The organism is Paraburkholderia sp. Ac-20347, assembly GCF_017104805.1.
Classification (GTDB): domain Bacteria; phylum Pseudomonadota; class Gammaproteobacteria; order Burkholderiales; family Burkholderiaceae; genus Paraburkholderia; species Paraburkholderia tropica.
Genome location: NZ_JAAGPN010000078.1, coordinates 1 through 19,586 on the forward strand (window position 1 = coordinate 1; position 19,586 = coordinate 19,586).

Below are 19,586 nucleotides of genomic sequence, written 5' to 3' on the forward strand. Positions count from 1 at the left end.
CGCGAAGCGCTGCCCGAAGCCCTGCCCGCCCGCGCGGCGGCGCTGCGCCGTCTGGCCGAGGCGCTCGTGGCCGCCGGTGAGCTCGATCTCGCCGATGCGCGCGCGTTGCATCCGAAGGCCGCTGCGACGCTCGAATCGTGGCGCGATGCGGGTTGGGTCGAGTACGAGTGCGTCGAGTTCGGCGCCGCGCCGCGTGCATCCGGGCAAATCCCGACCGTAAAAAATACCGATGACGCCAACAGTGCCGATTCGTCCGTCGGCACGAATGGAAACGTCGATGTCCGCGCAACGAACGCAACGAACGGAAAGAACGCGCCTCATCAACTCAGCGACGAGCAGCAAACGGCCGTCGAGGCGATTGTCGAATCGAGCGGCTTCGCGCCGTTTCTGCTGCATGGCGTGACGGGCAGCGGCAAGACCGAGGTCTATCTGCGCGCGCTGGCCGCGCGGCTCGAACGCGAGCCCGACGCGCAGGCGCTGGTGCTCGTCCCCGAAATCAATCTCACGCCGCAGTTCGAGGCGGCGTTCCGCACGCGCTTCGCGGGCGTGCTGCCCGACGGCGCCATCGTCACGATGCACAGCGGCCTCGCCGAGGGCGAGCGAGCGCGCCACTGGCTCGCCGCGCACACGGGCCGCGCGCGCATCGTGCTGGGCACGCGGCTGGCCGTGATGGCGTCGCTGCCGCATCTGGCGATGATCGTCGTCGACGAGGAGCACGATCCCGCCTACAAGCAGCAGGAAGGGCTGCGCTACTCGGCGCGCGATCTGGCCGTGTGGCGCGCCAAGCAGCTTGCGATTCCGGTCGTGCTCGGTTCGGCCACGCCGTCGCTGGAAAGCTGGTGGCAAGCCGATCAGGGCCGCTATACGCGTCTCACGCTGTCACGCCGCGCGATGGCCGACGCCGTGCTGCCGACGGTCAAGCTGATCGATCTGGAAGAGGAGCGGCGGCGCGGGCGCGCGTCGTTCGAGGGCTTGTCCGGCCCGCTGATCGCGGCCATGAAGGCGCGTCTGGAGCGCGGCGAGCAGAGCCTGATTTTCCTGAACCGGCGCGGCTATGCGCCGACGCTCGCCTGCGACGCCTGCGGCTGGGTCGCGGGCTGTCCGCGCTGCAGCGCCTACGTCGTGCTGCACAAGCCCGAACGCGCGCTGCGCTGCCATCACTGCGGCTGGGAATCGCGCATTCCGCATTCGTGTCCGGAGTGCGGCAACGTCGATATCGCGCCGATGGGACGCGGCACGCAGCGGATCGAGGAAGCGCTCGCGAGCGCGGTGCCGGGCGCGCGGGTGCTGCGCATCGACGCCGACAGCACGCGCCGCAAAGGCAGCGCGCAGGCGCTCTTTTCCGATGTGCACGCGGGCGAAGTCGACATCCTGGTGGGCACGCAGATGGTCGCGAAGGGCCACGACTTCCAGCGGGTCTCGCTGGTGGGCGTGCTGAACGCCGACAACGCGCTGTTCTCGCACGATTTTCGCGCGAGCGAGCGCCTGTTCGCGCAACTGATGCAGGTGAGCGGGCGCGCGGGCCGCGCCGGTCTGCCCGGCGAGGTGCTGGTGCAGACGCGTTATCCGCGCCACGCGATTTATCACGCGCTCGCGCGCCACGATTACGTGGGTTTCGCGAATTCGCAGGTCAAGGAGCGTCGCGACGCGCATCTGCCGCCGTTCGTCTATCAGGCCTTGCTGCGCGCCGAGGGACGCACGCTCGAAGCGGCGCTGGCGTTTCTCGCCGAAGCGGCCGCGGCGCTCACGGCCATTCCGGCCGCGTCGCGCGTGATGGCCTACGACGCCGTGCCGCTGACGATCGTCAAGGTCATGAACGTGCACCGCGCGCAGTTGCTCATCGAGAGCCAGTCGCGCGCGGCTCTGCAGGCCACGCTGCGTGCGTGGCAACCCGCGCTGCGCGCGTTACGCGGCGTGCTGCGCTGGAATCTCGAAGTCGATCCGCTCGATATTTGAAGGCAACCCCCGCCGCCCGATCGCGATGTCGATACGACGCCGCTGTGTTTTAGCGCTGCGTGCCGCCCGTCGCGTCACCCTGATTGGCGCGCACGACGCGCAGCTTGCGCGTTTCCGGCGCCGTCGCGCCGCGAATGAACAGCACGGCGCACAGCGCGCACATGCTCCAGACACCAGCCACCACCAGCCACTTTTCCATTTTTTGGTCCTCGCGCCGGTTCGAACGTCCGGCTCCCCGTTGTTCTTTGTATAACGGCACGGCGACGGAAACGATTAGGGTTACCCAGAAACTGTTGGCCAGGGAAAATACCGAGTGCGGACGCGCCGCCACGGCTGGCGGGCATCTGGCGCAAACCCAGGCCCGGCGGGGCTTCTCGCGGGGTGCAACCAGACATTTTGAATGGTTGCACCTTTTTAATTGGAGGGGTACGATTCGCCAACTTTTTTAGTCTTGGCCGGTGCGGGTCAGCCGGCATACGAAGGAAACATGGCTAGCACCACCCTTGGCGTCAAGGTCGACGACCTCCTCCGCTCGCGGCTCAAAGATGCCGCCACGCGCCTCGAGCGCACCCCGCACTGGCTCATCAAGCAGGCCATCTTCGCTTACCTCGAGAAAATCGAGCACGGCCAGCTGCCGCCGGAGCTGAACGGCCACGTCGGCGCTACCGATCTGGGCGACGGTTCCACCGACGGCCCGGACGAGTACGCCTCGCACCCCTTCCTCGAGTTCGCCCAGAACGTGCAACCGCAGTCGGTGCTGCGCGCGGCGATCACGGCGGCGTACCGTCGTCCGGAGCCGGAGTGCGTGCCGTTCCTGATCGGCGAGGCGCGTCTGCCCGCCAATCTCACCGGCGACGTCACGAAGCTCGCCACGAAGCTCGTCGAAACGTTGCGCGCCAAGCGCACGGGTGGCGGCGTCGAAGGCCTGATCCACGAGTTTTCGCTGTCGAGCCAGGAAGGCGTGGCGCTGATGTGCCTCGCCGAAGCGCTGCTGCGTATTCCCGACCGCGCCACGCGCGATGCGCTGATCCGCGACAAGATCAGCAAGGGCGACTGGAAATCGCACGTCGGCCACGCGCCGTCGCTGTTCGTGAACGCCGCGACCTGGGGCCTGATGATCACCGGCAAGCTGGTGACGACGAATAGCGAAACGGGGCTGTCGTCGGCGCTCACGCGCATGATCGGCAAGGGCGGCGAGCCGCTGATCCGCAAGGGCGTCGACATGGCGATGCGCCTGATGGGCGAGCAGTTCGTCACCGGCGAGAACATCTCCGAAGCGCTCGCGAACAGCCGCAAGTTCGAAGCACGCGGCTTCCGCTATTCGTACGACATGCTCGGCGAAGCGGCCACGACCGAAGCCGACGCGCAGCGCTACTACGCCTCGTATGAACAGGCGATCCACGCGATCGGCAAGGCAGCGGGCGGACGCGGCATCTACGAAGGCCCCGGCATTTCGATCAAGCTCTCCGCGCTGCATCCGCGCTACTCGCGCGCGCAGCAGGAACGCACGATGAACGAGCTGCTGCCGCGCGTGCGTGCACTCGCCGTGCTCGCGCGCCGCTATGACATCGGCCTCAATATCGACGCCGAAGAAGCCGACCGTCTCGAACTCTCGCTCGACCTGCTCGAAGCGCTCTGTTTCGACTCGGAACTCGCGGGCTGGAACGGCATTGGTTTCGTGGTGCAGGCTTACCAGAAGCGCTGTCCGTTCGTGATCGACTACATCGTCGATCTCGCGCGCCGCAGCCGTCACCGCATCATGGTGCGCCTCGTGAAGGGTGCGTACTGGGACACGGAAATCAAGCGCGCCCAGGTGGACGGCCTCGAAGGCTATCCGGTCTACACGCGCAAGATCTACACCGACGTGTCGTACCTCGCGTGCGCGAAGAAACTGCTCGGCGCGCCCGACGCGGTGTACCCGCAGTTCGCCACGCACAACGCGTACACGCTGGCCGCGATCTATCACCTCGCGGGCAACAACTACTATCCCGGCCAGTACGAATTCCAGTGCCTGCACGGCATGGGCGAGCCGCTGTACGAAGAGGTCACGGGCCCGCTGGCGCAGGGCAAGCTGAACCGTCCGTGCCGCGTCTACGCGCCGGTCGGCACGCACGAAACGCTGCTCGCGTACCTCGTGCGCCGTCTGCTCGAAAACGGCGCGAACACCTCGTTCGTGAACCGTATCGCCGATGAAACCGTGCCGGTCGCCGAACTCGTGACGAACCCCGTCGACGATGCCGCGAAGGTCGTGCCGCCGGGCGCGCCGCACACGAAGATTCCGCTGCCGCGCGAACTGTTCGGCAGCGAGCGTCTGAATTCGATGGGCCTCGATCTCTCGAACGAACATCGCCTCGCGTCGCTGTCGTCGGCGCTGCTGGCGAGCGCGCATCATCCATGGCGCGCCGCGCCGATGCTCGCCGATATCGACCTGGCCGAAGGCACCGCACGTGACGTACGCAATCCGGCCGATCATCGCGATCTGGTCGGCACCGTGGTCGAAGCGACGAGCGAGCACGTGAGCGCCGCGCTTTCGCACGCCGTGGCTGCCGCGCCGATCTGGCAGGCGACGCCCGTCGATGCGCGCGCCGATTGCCTCTCGCGCGCCGCCGATCTGCTCGAAGCGCAGATGCATACGCTGATGGGCCTGATCGTGCGCGAAGCGGGCAAGTCGCTGCCGAACGCGGTGGCGGAAATCCGCGAAGCGATCGATTTCCTGCGCTACTACTCGACGCAGATCCGCGAGGAATTCTCGAACGACACGCATCGTCCGCTCGGTCCGGTCGTGTGTATCAGCCCGTGGAATTTCCCGCTGGCGATCTTCATGGGCCAGGTCGCCGCCGCGCTCGCCGCCGGCAACACGGTGCTCGCGAAGCCCGCGGAACAAACGCCGCTGATCGCCGCGCAAGCCGTGCGCATCCTGCGCGAAGCGGGCGTGCCCGCCGGCGCGGTGCAACTGCTGCCGGGCGACGGCGAAACGGTGGGCGCGGCGCTGGTCGCCGACCACCGCACGCGCGCCGTCATGTTCACGGGCTCGACCGAAGTCGCGCGCCTCATCAACAAGCAGCTTTCGCAGCGTCTGGATTCGGAGGGCCGTCCGATTCCGCTGATCGCCGAAACGGGCGGCCAGAACGCGATGATCGTCGATTCGTCGGCGCTCGCGGAACAGGTCGTCGCCGACGTGCTGCAAAGCGCGTTCGACTCGGCGGGCCAGCGCTGCTCGGCGCTGCGCGTGCTGTGTCTGCAGGACGACGTGGCCGAGCGCACGCTCGAAATGCTCACGGGCGCGATGAAGGAACTGGCGATTGGCAATCCTGATCGTCTGTCCGCCGACGTCGGTCCGGTGATCGACGTGGAAGCCAAGCGCGGCATCGACACGCACGTCGCGACGATGCGCGAAAAGGGTCGCAAGGTCACGCAGATGCCGATGGCCGACAGCTGCGGCGCAGGCACCTTCGTGCCGCCGACGCTGATCGAAATCGACAGCCTCGACGAACTCAAGCGCGAAGTGTTCGGCCCGGTGCTGCACGTGATCCGCTATCGCCGCAGCCAGCTCGACAAGCTGCTCGAACAGATCCGCGCGACCGGTTATGGCCTCACGCTCGGCATCCACACGCGTATCGACGAAACGATCGCGCACGTCGTGGGCCGCGCGCATGTCGGCAACATTTATGTGAACCGCAACGTGATCGGCGCGGTGGTCGGCGTGCAGCCGTTCGGCGGCGAAGGTCTGTCGGGCACGGGTCCGAAGGCGGGCGGCGCGTTGTATCTGTCGCGTCTGCTGGCCAAGCGTCCGGCGGGTCTGCCGCAATCGCTCACGAAGGCGCTGGTGGTCGACATGCCGCAAGGCGAGAACGGCGAGCGTCCGCAGTCGGCGCAAGGCAATCTCGCGGTGCTGCGCGACTGGCTGATCGCCGAACGCGAACCGGCGCTCGCGGCGCGTTGCGAAGGCTATCTGGAATACGTGCTCGCGGGCGCCACGGCGGTGTTGCCGGGCCCGACGGGCGAGCGCAATACGTACACGTTGTCCGCGCGCGGCACGGTGCTGTGCGTGGCCTCGACGCCGACCGGCGCGCGTGCGCAACTCGCGGTCGTGCTGGCGACGGGCAACCGCGCGCTGTTCCAGGGCGCGGCCGGTGAAGCGCTGGTGAATGCGCTGCCCGCGTCGCTGAAGGCGCACGTTGCGATCAAGAAGACGGCCGATGCCGAATTCGACGCCGTGCTGTTCGAAGGCGACAGCGACGAACTGCTCGGCCTCGTGAAGGAAGTGGCGAAGCGCGGCGGTCCAATCGTCTCGGTGCAGGGCGTGGCGGCGCATGCGCTCGCCAACGGCGACGAAGATTACGCGCTCGAACGACTGCTCACGGAGCGCTCGGTGAGCGTGAATACCGCAGCGGCAGGCGGTAATGCAAATCTGATGACGATCGGCTAAGCACAGTCCATACTGTCGGTCGTCTCAAGACAAGGAAGCGGCAAGGCTCGCGCCGAAGCCGCTCATTTGATACCTGGTACCAAGGAGAAGCTATGCAACACACGATGAAGCAGCTGGCAGGCGCAGCGCTGGTTGCGACCCTGTCGCTGGCGGGGACCGCGCAGGCGCAGCAGGCGGAGGACGTCAAGATTGGTTTCGCAGGTCCGATGACGGGTGCGCAGGCGCACTACGGCAAGGACTTCCAGAACGGCATCACGCTCGCCGTCGAGGAAATGAATGCGACCAAGCCGGTGATCGGCGGCAAGCCGGTTCACTTCGTGCTGGATTCGGCCGATGACCAGGCCGACCCGCGCACGGGCACGACGGTCGCGCAAAAGCTCGTCGACGACGGCATCAAGGGCATGCTCGGCCACTTCAACTCGGGCACGACGATCCCGGCTTCGCGCATCTACGCGAACGCGGGCATCCCGCAGATCGCCATGGCGACCGCGCCTGAGTACACGCAGCAAGGCTTCAAGACCACGTTCCGCATGATGACCTCGGACACGCAGCAAGGCTCGGTGGCCGGCGCGTTCGCGGTGAAGAACCTGGGCCTGAAGAAGATCGTCGTGATCGACGACCGCACGGCTTACGGCCAGGGTCTCGCCGACGAATTCGCGAAGGCTGCGAAGGCGGCGGGCGGCAACATCATCGACCGTGAATACACCAACGACAAGGCCGTCGACTTCAAGTCGGTCCTGACGAAGGCCAAGGCGATGAACCCCGACCTCGTCTACTTCGGCGGCGCCGATTCGCAAGCCGCGCCGATGGTCAAGCAGATGAAGTCGCTGGGCATCAAGGCGCCGCTGATGGGCGGCGAAATGGTCCACACGCCGACGTTCCTGAAGATCGCGGGCGACGCAGCGAACGGCACCGTGGCCTCGCTGGCGGGCCTGCCGCTCGACGAAATGCCTGGCGGCAAGGACTACGTCGAGAAGTACAAGAAGCGCTTCGGTGAAGACGTCCAGACGTACTCGCCGTACGCTTACGACGGCGCGATGGCCATGTTCGCAGCCATGAAGAAGGCCAACTCGACGGATCCGGCGAAGTACCTGCCGTTCCTCGCGAAGACCAGCATGCCTGCTGTGACCTCGGCCGACCTCGCGTACGACGCGAAGGGCGACCTGAAGAACGGCGGCATCACGCTGTACAAGGTCGTCGACGGCAAGTGGACGACGCTGCAAAGCGTGGGCGGCAAGTAATCGCTGCCTGACCGCCTCGCGCGGTTCGACGCTGTAAAAAAGCCCCGCAGGCGTCAAACCTGCGGGGCTTTTTGTTTGCGCTTCAATCGCGCGATGTGCGACGCGGCGCGAAAGGTGAGTCTATTCAGGATCGCTAACGATATCCCGGCGTGTTACTGCGCACGCGCCTTGCGCCCTTGTTCGCGAACCTGTTCGAGCGTGGCGGCGGGTGTGCTCGCTTCCTTCGTCACGCGAATCTCGATCAGCGCCGGTTTGCCCGCATTCAGCGCGCGATCGAGCGCACCCGCGAACTGCGCCGTGCTCGTGACCGTTTCGCCGTGCGCGCCGAACGACTGCGCGAAGGCCGCGAAATCCGGGTTGGTGAGCTGCGTGCCGTGCACGCGGTTCGGATAATTGCGCTCCTGATGCATGCGGATCGTGCCGTAGTGGCTGTTGTTCACGACGATGAACACCACGTTGAGCCCATATTGCATGGCGGTCGCCAGTTCGGACGACGCCATCATGAAGCAGCCGTCGCCCGCGAGCGCGACCACGGCGCGTTGCGGGTAAAGCGACTTCGCTGCGATGGCCGCGGGCACGCCGTAACCCATCGCGCCGCTGGTGGGCGCAAGCTGCGAGCGGAAATGCCGATACGCGAAATGCCGATGCAGCCACGTCGCGTAATTGCCCGCGCCGTTGGTGACGATGGCGTCGTCGGGCAGGCGCGCGCGCAGTTGCTGCATCACTTCGCCGAGCTGCACGTCGCCAGGCATCGGGCGCGGCGTGCGCCACGCGAGATACGCTTCGTGCGCCTGCGTCGCGCTGCCGGTCCAGGCCACCGAATCCGGCGCGGGCAACGCGGCCAGTTGCGCGGCGAATTCCGCGAGACCGGAGACGATCGGCAGATCGGCGGCATAGACGCGGCCGAGTTCTTCCGCGCCCTGATGCACGTGAATCAGCGTTTGCTTCGTCTTCGGGATGTCGAGCAGCGCGTAGCCCGCCGTGGTGGCTTCGCCCAGACGCGGCCCGAGCGCGAGCAGCACGTCGGCTTCGCGGATGCGCGCGCTCAGCGCCGGATTCGCGCCGAGCCCTACGTCGCCCGCATAGTTCGGATGATCGTTGTCGAGCGTGTCCTGGAAGCGGAACGCGAGGCCAACCGGCAACTGCCAGTTTTCGACGAAGCGTTGAAGATCGGCGCACGCCTGCGGCGTCCAGCCGTGTCCGCCCGCGATCACGAACGGCTGCTTCGCGTTCGCGAGCAGTTCGCGCACGCGCTCGATCTGCGCCTGCGAGGGCGACGCCTGCACGCGTTGCGCAGCGGGCGCCGTGGGCTGCGCCGCGGCGGCGGGAATCGCGTCGCTCAGCATGTCCTCGGGCAGCGCGAGCACGACCGGACCGGGACGCCCCGACATCGCCACATGAAAGGCGTGGCTCAGGTATTCGGGCACGCGCCGCGCGTCGTCGATCTGCGCGACCCACTTCGCCATCTGGCCGAACATGCGCCGATAGTCGATTTCCTGAAACGCCTCGCGATCCATCTGCTCGCGCGCGACCTGGCCGATCAGCAGGATCATCGGCGACGAATCCTGAAACGCGGTGTGCACGCCGATCGAGGCATGCGTCGCGCCCGGCCCGCGCGTGACGAGCGCGACGCCCGGCTTGCCCGTGAGCTTGCCGACCGCTTCGGCCATGTTGGCGGCGGCGGCTTCGTGACGGCACACGAGCGTGTCGATGCGCGAGGTTTCGTCGGCGAGCGCGTCGAGCACGGCAAGATAGCTCTCGCCGGGCACGCAAAACACGCGCTCGACGCCGTTGGCGACGAGCGCATCGACGACGAGGCGCGCGCCGGTCACGCTCGCCGGTTTGTTGTGATCGTGGTCGTGATCGCTGCGGGTCGTTTCGTTCGGCTGCTGCATGGCGATGCCATCTCCTTCGTTCTTTTCGTGAATCAGGTGGATCGTTTCGAGTCGCTTCGGGTGACGTCAGCAGCCGCGCACGCTCACATCAGCATTCGACGATGTTGACCGCGAGCCCGCCGCGCGACGTCTCCTTGTATTTGGTCTTCATGTCGGCGCCGGTTTCGCGCATCGTCTTGATGACCGAATCGAGCGAGACGTAGTGCGCGCCGTCGCCGCGCAGCGCCATGCGCGCGGCGTTCACGGCTTTCACCGAGGCCATCGCGTTGCGCTCGATGCAGGGAATCTGCACCATGCCGCCGACCGGATCGCAGGTGAGGCCGAGGTTGTGTTCCATGCCGATTTCGGCGGCGTTTTCCACTTGCAGAGGCGTGCCGCCGAGCACGGCGGCGAGCGCGCCGGCCGCCATCGAGCAGGCCACGCCCACTTCGCCCTGGCAGCCGACTTCCGCGCCCGAGATCGACGCGTTGAGCTTGTAGAGAATGCCGATCGCGGCGGCAGTGAGCAGGAAGTCGATCACGCCTTGCTCGTTCGCGCCCGGCGTGAAGCGCACGTAGTAGTGCAGCACGGCGGGAATGATGCCGGCCGCGCCGTTGGTCGGCGCGGTGACGACGCGGCCGCCCGCCGCGTTTTCCTCGTTCACGGCGATCGCGTAGAGGTTGATCCAGTCGATCATCGAGAGCGGGTCTTGCAGCGCGCGCTCGGGATGCGCGGTCAGCGCGCGATAAAGCTGCGGCGCGCGGCGCTTGACCTGGAACGGGCCGGGCAGCGTGCCGTCGGCGTCGGGATTGTTGATGCCGCAGCCGCGCGACACGCACGCCTGCATCACGTCCCAGATGCGCAGAAGACCGGTGCGGATTTCCTCGTCGCTATGCCAGATGCGCTCGTTTTCGAGCATCAGCTGCGCGATGCTTTTGCCCGTCGAGGCGCACAGCGCGAGCAGTTCGGCGCCCGAGGTGAACGCGTGCGGCATCTGCTGCGCGGCGGCCAGCACCTTGGTGTTGGGCGCGCCCGCCGTCACGACGAAACCGCCGCCGACCGAGAGATAAGTGCTTTCGCGCAGCGTCTCGCCATTGGCGTCGAGCGCGCGCAGCTTCATGCCGTTCGGATGCTCGGGCAGCGCCTGACGATAAAAGGCGATGTGCTCCTTCATCACGAACGGAATCGTGTGATGGCCGAGCAGCGCGAGCAGGCGCGAGGCGCGCACGGCTTCGAGACGCGCGTTGATGGTCTCGGGATCGACCGTGTCGGGCGCGTCGCCCATCAGGCCGAGCATCACGCCGCGGTCGGTGCCGTGGCCTTTGCCGGTCGCGCCGAGCGAGCCGTACAGTTCGACCTTCACGGAGGCGGTGGGCGCGAGCAGCCCGTCGCGCTCGAGTCCTTCGGCGAACATCAGGGCCGCGCGCATCGGTCCGACCGTATGCGAACTGGACGGCCCGATGCCGATTTTGAAAAGGTCGAAAACGCTGACTGCCATGGGTACTGCTCCTGCTTGATCGTGTCGGTTTCAGGGGATGCTGCGCGGTGTGGTGCGCGACATCGAATTCATGCGCCACCGCTGCAACCCGTCACGCGCGATCAGCGCGCCGGCAACGGCAGGCAGACGGCAAGCCACGCGGGAGGCGTGGGTGCCAGTTTCAGGGCGATCGGCGCATAGCGGCCGTCGAGCCGCGCGGCCAGGTGAAACAGTTCGGCGGCGTTCTTCGGATCCCACGCGCCGGTGTAGCCGGGCAAACCGGCCTCGCGGCGCTTGGCGTCGAACGGCACGCTCGAATGCACGAATTCCTCGTGCGTCTTCTCGCCGAGCGCGTACGGCGTGAGCCAGTCGAGCGCGCTCGCCAGCGTGGCGCCGTTGGCCGCCCGTTCGGGCAGCCAGTTGCGGTTGTGGCGGCGCGCGGCGAGCGCGGCCGTCACGAGCGGCTGCAGATCGTAGGTCACGTAGTGCAGCGCGTCGCGCTCGGTGAAATCGAGCGTGGAGCCGTCGGGCGCGACGTTGTCGCCGATATGCTCGACGAACAGACGCTGCGCCGTCGCGATCATCTTGCGGTTGTCGAGCGTGAACGCCGTCATCGCAATGAGCTTGACCCGATGGCTCTGCCAGTTGTTCGCGAACGTGCCCTTGAGCGGGCGCGGCTGCGCGTCCACCTGCTGGATGTAGCCGTTCGCGAACCTGTTCAGAAACAGCATGGTCGCGTTGCGCGTTTTCACCGGCAGCGCGCTCGCGGTCATGTCGTACGCGAGGATCAGCGCTTCGAAGCGCGTTTCGTCGATCGGATTGAAGCTCGGCTGATAGGTCGTGACCCACGCGTACAGAAAGCGGTCGACGAGCTTCAGGAAGCGGTCGTCGCTCGTGGCGCGCCAGGCGAGCGCCGCGTTGCGCATCAGGTCGAGTTCCTTCTCGGCCTCCACGCTCTGGTCGTAGATGCCCTCGTGCGGCAGCGTGCCTTCCGTGTGCAGCCGCGCGAGCGGATGCGGCACGTCGTTCACGTGCGCCTGCACTTCGGCCACCAGCGCTTTCACGCCGGGGTCCGAGTTGGTGCGCTCGCTCGTCTGCAGCGCCGGCGCCGCGCAGAAGTTCATCGCCGCGCGCGCCGGTTGCGCCGCGCTCAGGGCCGCGAGGCCCGCACTCACGAGACAGGCCGCCGCGAGCGTGCGCGCGCCGCCGCGCGCCATGCGGCCCGTGGCCTGCGTGATCGCCGGATTTCCGGCCAAGGCCGTTCCCACCTTCCGCGCCATGCGCGACTCCCTGGTTCAAGGCTGACAGGTGTGTGATGTTAACGGTTTGGCGAGCTTTGGCGAAGTTTCGCGGCGGCAAATGTAACGAAAGTAACGTCGCAGGGCGGGGCGCACATCGGGTCGCCGGGCCGGCCGCACGGCGCCGCCGCGTCAACTGGAGGCTGCGCGGCGGCATGGCGGCGTTCATGGCCGGTTACCCGATCGTTACCCGATGATTACCCGATCGCGACGCTCATTCGCCGGCGGTCCCGTCGGCCTGATCGTCGTAAGCGGCGATCGGCACGCACGAGCAGAACAGATTGCGGTCGCCGTAGACGTTGTCGGCGCGGCCGACCGGCGGCCAGTACTTGCGCGCGACCAGCGACGCGAGCGGATACGCCGCCTGCTCGCGCGAGTAGGCGTGCGCCCAGCCGTCGGCGACCACCACGGCGGCCGTGTGCGGCGCGTGACGCAGCGGGTTGTCCTCGGCGTCGGCGCGGCCGTCTTCCACGGCGCGGATTTCCTCGCGGATCGCGATCATGGCGTCGATGAAGCGGTCCAGCTCCTCCTTCGACTCCGACTCGGTCGGCTCGACCATCAGCGTGCCCGGCACCGGGAAGCTCATGGTCGGCGCGTGGAAGCCGTAGTCCATCAGGCGCTTGGCGACGTCGTCGACGGTGATGCCGCTCGCATCCTTGATGGGGCGCAGATCGAGAATGCACTCGTGCGCGACGAGGCCGCCGGGGCCGCTGTAGAGCACCGGGAAGTGCGGCGCGAGCTTGTTCGCCACGTAGTTCGCGTTGAGGATCGCGGTTTCGGTCGCGGCGGTGAGGTTCGCCGCGCCCATCATCGCGATGTACATCCACGAAATCGGCAGGATCGAGGCCGAGCCGTACGGCGCCGCGCTGACCGCGCCGATGCCGTGACCCTGATCGGTCGAGCGCTTGTAGCCCGACGAAAGCTGGTTCGGCAGGAACTGTGCGAGGTGCGCGCCGACCGCGACCGGACCGACGCCCGGGCCGCCGCCGCCGTGCGGAATGCAGAAGGTCTTGTGCAGGTTCAGGTGCGAGACGTCGCCGCCGAACTGGCCCGGCGCCGCGAGACCGACCATCGCGTTCATGTTGGCGCCGTCCACGTAGACCTGGCCGCCTGCCGCGTGCACGATTTCGCAGACTTCGCGTACGTTTTCCTCGAACACGCCGTGCGTGGACGGGTAGGTGATCATGATCGCCGCGAGCTTCGCCGCGTGCTGTTCGGCCTTGGCCTTGAGGTCGGCGAGATCGATGTTGCCCTGCGCGTCGCACGCGACCACCACGACCTGCATGCCCGCCATCTGCGCGGAAGCCGGGTTGGTGCCGTGCGCCGAAGCGGGAATCAGGCAGACGTTGCGATGCGCGTCGCCGCGCGAGGCGTGATACGCCTGAATGATCAGCAGGCCGGCGTACTCGCCCTGCGAACCGGCGTTCGGCTGCAGCGAGACGGCGGCGTAGCCGGTCGCGGCCACGAGCATCTGTTCGAGCTGATCGACCATTTCGCGGTAGCCGACGGTTTGCTCGGCGGGCGCGAACGGGTGAATCTGACCGAACTCGGGCCACGTCACCGGCAGCATTTCCGAGGTGGCGTTGAGCTTCATCGTGCACGAACCGAGCGGAATCATCGAGCGGTCGAGCGCGAGGTCCTTGTCCGAGAGGCTGCGCAGATAGCGCAGCATTTCCGTTTCCGAATGGTGACGGTTGAAGACCGGATGCGTGAGGTAAGCGCTTTCGCGCGCGAGCGCGGCCGGGAAGGTGGCGGCGTTGGCGGCGGCGAGTTCGGCGTCGAGCGCGTCGACCGACGGCGTCTCGCCCGCGAACGCGGCTTGCGCGAACACGGCGAGCAGATCGGCCAGATCGCCGCGCGTGGTGGTTTCGTCGACGGAGACGCCCACGCGCGTTTCGCTCACGCGGCGCAGGTTCATGCCGCGCGCGAGCGCCGCGTCATGCAGCGCCTGGGTGCGCGCACCCGCTTCGAACGTGATGGTGTCGAAGAACGACGCGTTGACGAGCGTGTAGCCGAGCTTCTGCGCGCCCGCGGCCAGGATGGCGGCCACGCGGTTCACGCGCTGCGCGATGCGCTTCAGACCCTGCGGACCGTGATAGACCGCGTACATGCTGGCCATGATCGCGAGCAGCGCCTGCGCCGTGCAGACGTTCGAGGTGGCCTTCTCGCGGCGGATATGCTGTTCGCGCGTTTGCAGCGCGAGGCGCAGCGCCGGGTTGCCCTGCGCGTCGACGGTCACGCCGACGAGACGGCCCGGCATTTGGCGCTTGAAATCGTCCTTCACCGCGAGGTAAGCGGCGTGCGGGCCGCCGAAGCCCATCGGCACGCCGAAGCGCTGCGAGTTGCCCACGGCCACGTCCGCGCCCCATTCGCCGGGCGGCGTGAGCAGCGTGAGCGCGAGCAGGTCGGCGGCGGCGATTACCGCGCCGCCCGCGGCGTGCACGGCCTGGGCGAGTTCGCGGTAGTCGCGCACGTCGCCGTTCACGCCCGGATATTGCAGCAGCACGCCGAAGGCGTTCGCCTGCGCGGCCTCGGCGGCGGGGCCGACCTTCACTTCGATGCCAATCGGTTTGGCGCGCGTCTGCACGACTTCGAGCGTTTGCGGCAGCACGTCGTCGGCGACGAAGAACACGTTCGACTTCGACTTGCCCACGCGCTGCACGAGCGTCATCGCTTCGGCGGCGGCGGTGCCTTCGTCGAGCAGCGATGCGTTGGAAATGGCGAGGCCCGTCAGGTCGACGATCATCTGCTGATAGTTCAGCAGCGCCTCCAGACGGCCTTGCGAGATTTCCGGCTGGTACGGCGTGTAGGCCGTGTACCACGCCGGATTTTCGAGCACGTTGCGCAGGATGACGGCCGGCGTGTGCGTGTCGAAATAGCCCTGCCCGATGTACGAGCGGAACACCTGGTTCTTGTCCGCGAGCGCGCGCAGCGCGGCCAGCGCCTCGGCTTCCGAGCGCGGCTGCGAGAACGGCCCGAGCGGCAGCGTCTCGGCGCGGCGGATCTTCGCCGGAATCACCGCGTCGATCAGCGCCGCGCGCGACGCGAAGCCGAGCGCGTCGAGCATCGCCTGCTGATCGGCCGTGTCGGGGCCGATGTGGCGGGCGGCGAAGGCGTCGTGCGCTTCGAGCGCCGCGAGCGAAAGTGCCGTGGGCGAGGTGTTCATCAGACGATCCGGGTGTTCGAGCTTCATGAGGTTTCCTGCCGGCGCGGGCGGCGCGTCGCGAAGTGCCGCGATGCCGCCGCGCCTGTGCGTTGGGACGGGCTTTCGGCGAAAGCCGTCCCGGGGTTTAGGCGCCGATGGCCTTCTCGTAGGCGGCGGCGTCGATCAGCGCGTCGAGCTTGGCGTCGGCGGCCGGCTTGATCTTGAAGAGCCACGACTCGTAGGGCGCGCCGTTCACGCCTTCGGGGGCATCGACGAGCGCCGAGTTCGATTCGACGATCTCGCCCGAGACCGGCGCGTAGATGTCCGAGGCGGCCTTGACCGATTCGATCACGGCGATGGCGTCGCCCGCCGTGACGGCGCGGCCGGCTTCGGGCAGTTCGAGGAAGACGATGTCACCGAGCGCTTCCTGCGCGTGATCGGTGATGCCGACGGTCAGCGTGCCGTCGGCTTCGGTGCGGATCCACTCGTGCGATTCGGTGTATTTCAGATCGGCCGGGATGCTCATGGTTGCTCCAGTGCGTGGTTCGTTTATGACTTGAAAAGAGGGTGGGCGTGCGCGCCGGAATCCTTGCGGATCAGGCGACCAGCACCTTGCCGTTGCGCACGAACGGCAGTTTTACCACGCTTGCGGGAAGGGCTTTGTCACGGATCTGCACCTGCACGACGTCGCCCGGCTGCACGCCCTCGGGCACGCGCGCAAAGGCGATGGATTCCTGCATCGTCGGCGAGAAGGTGCCGCTCGTGATCTCGCCGTCGCCGTGCGGCGTCAGCACTTTCTGGTGGGCGCGCAGCACGCCGCCGGCCTTGCCGTTTTCCTTCTGAAGGATCAGGCCGACGAAGGTCGAGCGCGTGCCGTTCGCTTCGAGCGCGGCGCGGCCGACGAACTCGCGCGGCGTCTTCAGATCGACGGTCCAGGCGAGGCCCGCGTCGAGCGGCGAGACGCTGTCGTCCATGTCCTGGCCGTAGAGGTTCATGCCCGCTTCGAGGCGCAGCGTGTCGCGCGCGCCGAGGCCGCAGGGCTTCACGCCCTGGCGTTGCAGCGCGTCCCAGAACTCGCAGACGGCGGCGGCGGGCAGCACGATTTCGAAGCCGTCTTCACCGGTGTAGCCGGTGCGCGCGATCATCAGCTCGCCGAACGGCGTGGCGTCGATCTTCGCGGCGTTGAAGGGCTTGAGGATTTCGGTGGCGCTGCGCGAGGAGGGCGCGACGGCCCAGACTTTCTCGCGCGCGTTCGGGCCTTGCACGGCGACGATCGCGAGATCGCGGCGCGGCGTGATGGTGAGACCGAAGCCGCCTTCGGCGTTGAGCTTCTCGAACCAGGCGATGTCTTTTTCGGCGGTGCCCGCGTTGACGACGGTGCGGAACGCGTCGTCGGCGAAGTAATAGACGATCAGGTCGTCGATCACGCCGCCTTCGGGGTTGAGCATGCAGGAATAGAGCGCCTTGCCGGGCGTCGTCAGCTTGGCGACGTTGTTGGCGAGCGCGTGGGCGAAGAATTCGCGCGCCTTCGCGCCCGAGAAGTCGACGACGCACATGTGCGAGACATCGAACATGCCGGCGTCGGTGCGCACGGCGCGATGTTCGTCGATCTGCGAGCCGTAGTTGACGGGCATGTCCCAGCCGCCGAAATCGACCATGCGGGCGTTCAGCGCGCGGTGCGTGTCGTTCAGCGGAGTGCGTTTGAGTTCGGTCATGAGGCCTCAGGCGGTCGCGAGGGTTTTCGTGCGACTCCGGGGAAATGTCCCGCCGGAATTCGAGCGAAAACGAAAAAGGCCATGCAGGACTCGCCGCAGGCACGATGCCCGTGGTCGGTTCTTGCATGGCCCCTCTGTCCTCGGTACCTGAGAGATTGCGTCGAACGACGCGCGCCCCTTCGGTGGGCAGCCTGAACGCCAGGGTTACGATCCCTCCGCCGTTCTACTGCCGCTCTCCAGAGTTGCGGACCTGAGTGCCGTCTCGCGCGTCTCGCACGCGGGTGCGAAACAGGCGAAGCAGCGGTCCGGCGCGCACGGTCCTTTTGCCTGAGAGTTTGTGGGTTGCCCCTTCGGCGGCGGCGTTGCGATTCGAAATTGACTCGACTCGCGAACGTCGCGCTCTCCCGACGCGCGCAGCGATTGTGCGGGACGCCGGCGGGCCGTGTCAATGCGGAAAAAATCAGGCGCGCCATCGTCGTGGAACAGGTGTGGAACCTGCTGCGGCCGGTCGCGCTGGCTGGCGGACGATGCGCCGAACGCCGCCCGGCAAGGCTTGCACGCATGCGGCCCCGAAAGATCCGCTCGCGCGCGGCAAGCGTCGTCGGCGCCAAAAGAAACGGGCCGCGCGAGGCGGCCCGGGTGATGGCGGTGGGGTTCTGCGCCGGCTTATTCCCCGGCTTATTCCCCGATGGCGCGCGCCGCCGTGTCGAGTTCCTGATTGAGCACGTGCTGCTCGTCGCCGGAGATGCCGCCGCCGTGCTGCGCGGCCATGTCGTGCGCTTCGCCGCGGATCGTGTCGAGGCGGTGATGGAGCGCGCCACCCTGCGGCGGCGGATAGTAGCCCTGGTTCACGCGCATGTCGATGCGGCGGCTCAGGTTGTCGATGCGGCTGTCGATCTGGTGCAGACGATCCACGGCGACTTCGTGCGGATTCGAGCCGGGACGCGGCGCGGGTTGCTGGTTGACGACGCACGCGGCGAGCGTCGAAACGAGCGCGGAGGCGCAGCTCAGGCGGATGGCACGGTTCAAGCGGGTCATTCAGACTCTCCTTGTTGTCGATCCGGAGCGGGCTGGCGCACGCGCTCCGGTCCCCCGCAACCTGGGAGGTTGCAGAACGTTGTTGCTCTGTTTTGGGTGTTGTCCGTCGGCAAACGCGTCGCGCGCGCCGTGCGATGACCGCGCGGCGGCACGGACTTGTAACCGTTTGTATGGACCTTTCAGACGCGTCGGCGGTTTGCAAGCTGCGCGGCGGTGAATCTCCAGCCGCGCAGCCTCGCCGATCGGTCGGTTCGCGCGTTCAGTGAGCGCGCGTGAAGGCGATCGTGCGGCCTTCCTCGGCGCTGCGCATCGCCAGCTCGACGATCGTCATCACGTCGACGGCGTCCTGCGGGCTCACCGGGAACGGCGTGCCCTCGCGGATCGCGGCGGCGAGCGCGCGGTACAGGTCGGCGTAATTGCCCGCGGCGTTGGGCACTTCGCGGTCGGACTCCTGGCCGTCGTCGGCCATGACGTGCAGACGGCCCGCTTCGTTGCCGTCGCCGAAACCGGGCTGGCCGGGGCGCAGGCCCGCCTTCAGCTGGTCTTCCTGGGTATCGAGCCCGTTTTTGAGGTAGCTGCCGCGCGTGCCGTGAATCGCGAAACGCGGCGCGTACGCGGCCAGCGCGCTCGCGTGCAGCACGGCGTCGAGGCCGTCGTAGCGCAGCACGAGGTGCGCGTAGTCGGGCGCGCTGGCGTGGTCACGACGCGTGTGCACGAAGGCCGTGACCGATTCGGGCGCGCCGAACAGCGCGAGCGTCTGGTCGATCAGATGCGGCCCGAGGTCGTAGAGCAGGCCGCCGCCGCGCGTCGCGTCCTCGCGCCAGCGCTGGCGCACCTGCGGACGGAAGCGGTCGAAGTGCGATTCGAAATGCGTGACGCGGCCCAGCTCGCCGTTCGCGATCAGCTGCTTGACGGTGAGGAAGTCGCCGTCCCAGCGGCGGTTGTGGAACGGCGCGAACACGAGGCCGCGCTGTTTCGCGATGGCCGCTAGCGTGCGCGCTTCCTCGGCCGTCAGCGTGACCGGCTTGTCGACGAGCACGTGCTTGCCGCGCTCCAGCGTGCGGCGCGCGAGTTCGTAGTGCGTGTCGTTGGGCGTGGCGATCACGACGCATTCGATCGCGTCGAGCGAGAGCAGCGCGTCGAGGTCGGGGACGATCGCGGCGTCCGGATAGTCGGCCTGCGCACGCTCGGCCTGGCTCGTGGCGATGGCGGCAAGCGTGACGGGCAGATTCGCGGTGCCGCTATGGGCGATCACGGGTGCATGGAAGGTCTGGCCGGCGAAGCCGTAGCCCATCAGGCCGATTTGCAGCGGTGCTGTCATGTAAGCGCGTCCTCTTTCCAGCGTGGGAGCGGCATGGCGGGTAGCGATGCCGCGGGTGGCGGGAGCCCATCATTGTGGCACGCACGGCGGCG

At 67.5% G+C, this 19,586-nt stretch carries 12 protein-coding genes and 2 riboswitches; of the genes, 3 read left to right on the forward strand and 9 right to left on the reverse strand.

The window, feature by feature from the left end; all coding sequences use genetic code 11:
* A partial coding sequence (locus G3N97_RS16815) for a primosomal protein N' (protein ID WP_205994243.1) occupies positions 1–1,956 on the forward strand: 1,956 nt, incomplete at its 5' end.
* A gap of 49 nt (positions 1,957–2,005) precedes the next feature.
* On the opposite strand, the gene G3N97_RS16820 is transcribed toward G3N97_RS16815, so the two are convergent.
* A complete protein-coding gene (locus G3N97_RS16820; RefSeq protein ID WP_205994244.1) occupies positions 2,006–2,155 on the reverse strand; it encodes a hypothetical protein in 150 nt (49 codons plus the stop codon).
* 288 nt (positions 2,156–2,443) lie between these two features.
* Between G3N97_RS16820 and putA the strand changes: the two genes are divergently transcribed.
* On the forward strand, positions 2,444–6,385 hold the full coding sequence (gene putA / locus G3N97_RS16825; RefSeq protein ID WP_205994245.1) for a trifunctional transcriptional regulator/proline dehydrogenase/L-glutamate gamma-semialdehyde dehydrogenase: 3,942 nt from the start codon (positions 2,444–2,446) through the stop codon (positions 6,383–6,385).
* Between the two features lie 92 nt (positions 6,386–6,477).
* A complete protein-coding gene (locus G3N97_RS16830) occupies positions 6,478–7,626 on the forward strand; it encodes a branched-chain amino acid ABC transporter substrate-binding protein (RefSeq protein ID WP_205994246.1) in 1,149 nt (382 codons plus the stop codon).
* 152 nt (positions 7,627–7,778) lie between these two features.
* On the opposite strand, the gene G3N97_RS16835 is transcribed toward G3N97_RS16830, so the two are convergent.
* The 8 genes from G3N97_RS16835 to G3N97_RS16870 all read right to left on the reverse strand — a co-directional run bounded on the left by G3N97_RS16835 (position 7,779) and on the right by G3N97_RS16870 (position 19,494).
* On the reverse strand, positions 7,779–9,521 hold the full coding sequence (locus G3N97_RS16835; protein ID WP_205994247.1) for a thiamine pyrophosphate-binding protein: 1,743 nt from the start codon (positions 9,519–9,521) through the stop codon (positions 7,779–7,781).
* Positions 9,522–9,609: 88 nt separating this feature from the next.
* Entirely contained in the window at positions 9,610–10,998 is a 1,389-nt protein-coding gene (locus tag G3N97_RS16840; protein WP_074982832.1) for an L-serine ammonia-lyase, read from the reverse strand.
* A gap of 101 nt (positions 10,999–11,099) precedes the next feature.
* Complete coding sequence (locus tag G3N97_RS16845) at positions 11,100–12,101, reverse strand: alginate lyase family protein (protein WP_241030637.1); 1,002 nt, start codon at positions 12,099–12,101, stop codon at positions 11,100–11,102.
* Positions 12,102–12,489: 388 nt separating this feature from the next.
* Positions 12,490–15,468, reverse strand: a complete 2,979-nt coding sequence (gene gcvP, locus G3N97_RS16850) for an aminomethyl-transferring glycine dehydrogenase (protein ID WP_205994248.1) — start codon at positions 15,466–15,468, stop codon at positions 12,490–12,492.
* A gap of 97 nt (positions 15,469–15,565) precedes the next feature.
* Positions 15,566–15,946, reverse strand: a complete 381-nt coding sequence (gcvH, locus tag G3N97_RS16855) for a glycine cleavage system protein GcvH (protein ID WP_065061741.1) — start codon at positions 15,944–15,946, stop codon at positions 15,566–15,568.
* Between the two features lie 70 nt (positions 15,947–16,016).
* Entirely contained in the window at positions 16,017–17,135 is a 1,119-nt protein-coding gene (gcvT, locus tag G3N97_RS16860; RefSeq protein ID WP_205994249.1) for a glycine cleavage system aminomethyltransferase GcvT, read from the reverse strand.
* Between the two features lie 124 nt (positions 17,136–17,259).
* A riboswitch (glycine riboswitch) is annotated at positions 17,260–17,385 on the reverse strand.
* Positions 17,386–17,441: 56 nt separating this feature from the next.
* Positions 17,442–17,552, reverse strand: a riboswitch (glycine riboswitch).
* 261 nt (positions 17,553–17,813) lie between these two features.
* Complete coding sequence (locus G3N97_RS16865; protein WP_205994250.1) at positions 17,814–18,173, reverse strand: hypothetical protein; 360 nt, start codon at positions 18,171–18,173, stop codon at positions 17,814–17,816.
* Between the two features lie 259 nt (positions 18,174–18,432).
* Positions 18,433–19,494 (reverse strand): oxidoreductase, encoded by a 1,062-nt coding sequence (locus G3N97_RS16870; RefSeq protein ID WP_205994251.1) that lies wholly within the window; start codon positions 19,492–19,494, stop codon positions 18,433–18,435.
* Positions 19,495–19,586: the final 92 nt, after the last annotated feature.

Bases quoted from the DNA above. Each gene is read 5' to 3' on its own strand.
- G3N97_RS16820 (WP_205994244.1), bottom strand. From the start codon at position 2,155: ATGGAAAAGTGGCTGGTGGTGGCTGGTGTCTGGAGCATGTGCGCGCTG.
- putA (WP_205994245.1), top strand. From the start codon at position 2,444: ATGGCTAGCACCACCCTTGGCGTCAAGGTCGACGACCTCCTCCGCTCG.
- G3N97_RS16830 (WP_205994246.1), top strand. From the start codon at position 6,478: ATGCAACACACGATGAAGCAGCTGGCAGGCGCAGCGCTGGTTGCGACC.
- G3N97_RS16835 (WP_205994247.1), bottom strand. From the start codon at position 9,521: ATGCAGCAGCCGAACGAAACGACCCGCAGCGATCACGACCACGATCAC.
- G3N97_RS16840 (WP_074982832.1), bottom strand. From the start codon at position 10,998: ATGGCAGTCAGCGTTTTCGACCTTTTCAAAATCGGCATCGGGCCGTCC.
- G3N97_RS16845 (WP_241030637.1), bottom strand. From the start codon at position 12,101: ATGAACTTCTGCGCGGCGCCGGCGCTGCAGACGAGCGAGCGCACCAAC.
- gcvP (WP_205994248.1), bottom strand. From the start codon at position 15,468: ATGAAGCTCGAACACCCGGATCGTCTGATGAACACCTCGCCCACGGCA.
- gcvH (WP_065061741.1), bottom strand. From the start codon at position 15,946: ATGAGCATCCCGGCCGATCTGAAATACACCGAATCGCACGAGTGGATC.
- gcvT (WP_205994249.1), bottom strand. From the start codon at position 17,135: ATGACCGAACTCAAACGCACTCCGCTGAACGACACGCACCGCGCGCTG.
- G3N97_RS16865 (WP_205994250.1), bottom strand. From the start codon at position 18,173: ATGACCCGCTTGAACCGTGCCATCCGCCTGAGCTGCGCCTCCGCGCTC.
- G3N97_RS16870 (WP_205994251.1), bottom strand. From the start codon at position 19,494: ATGACAGCACCGCTGCAAATCGGCCTGATGGGCTACGGCTTCGCCGGC.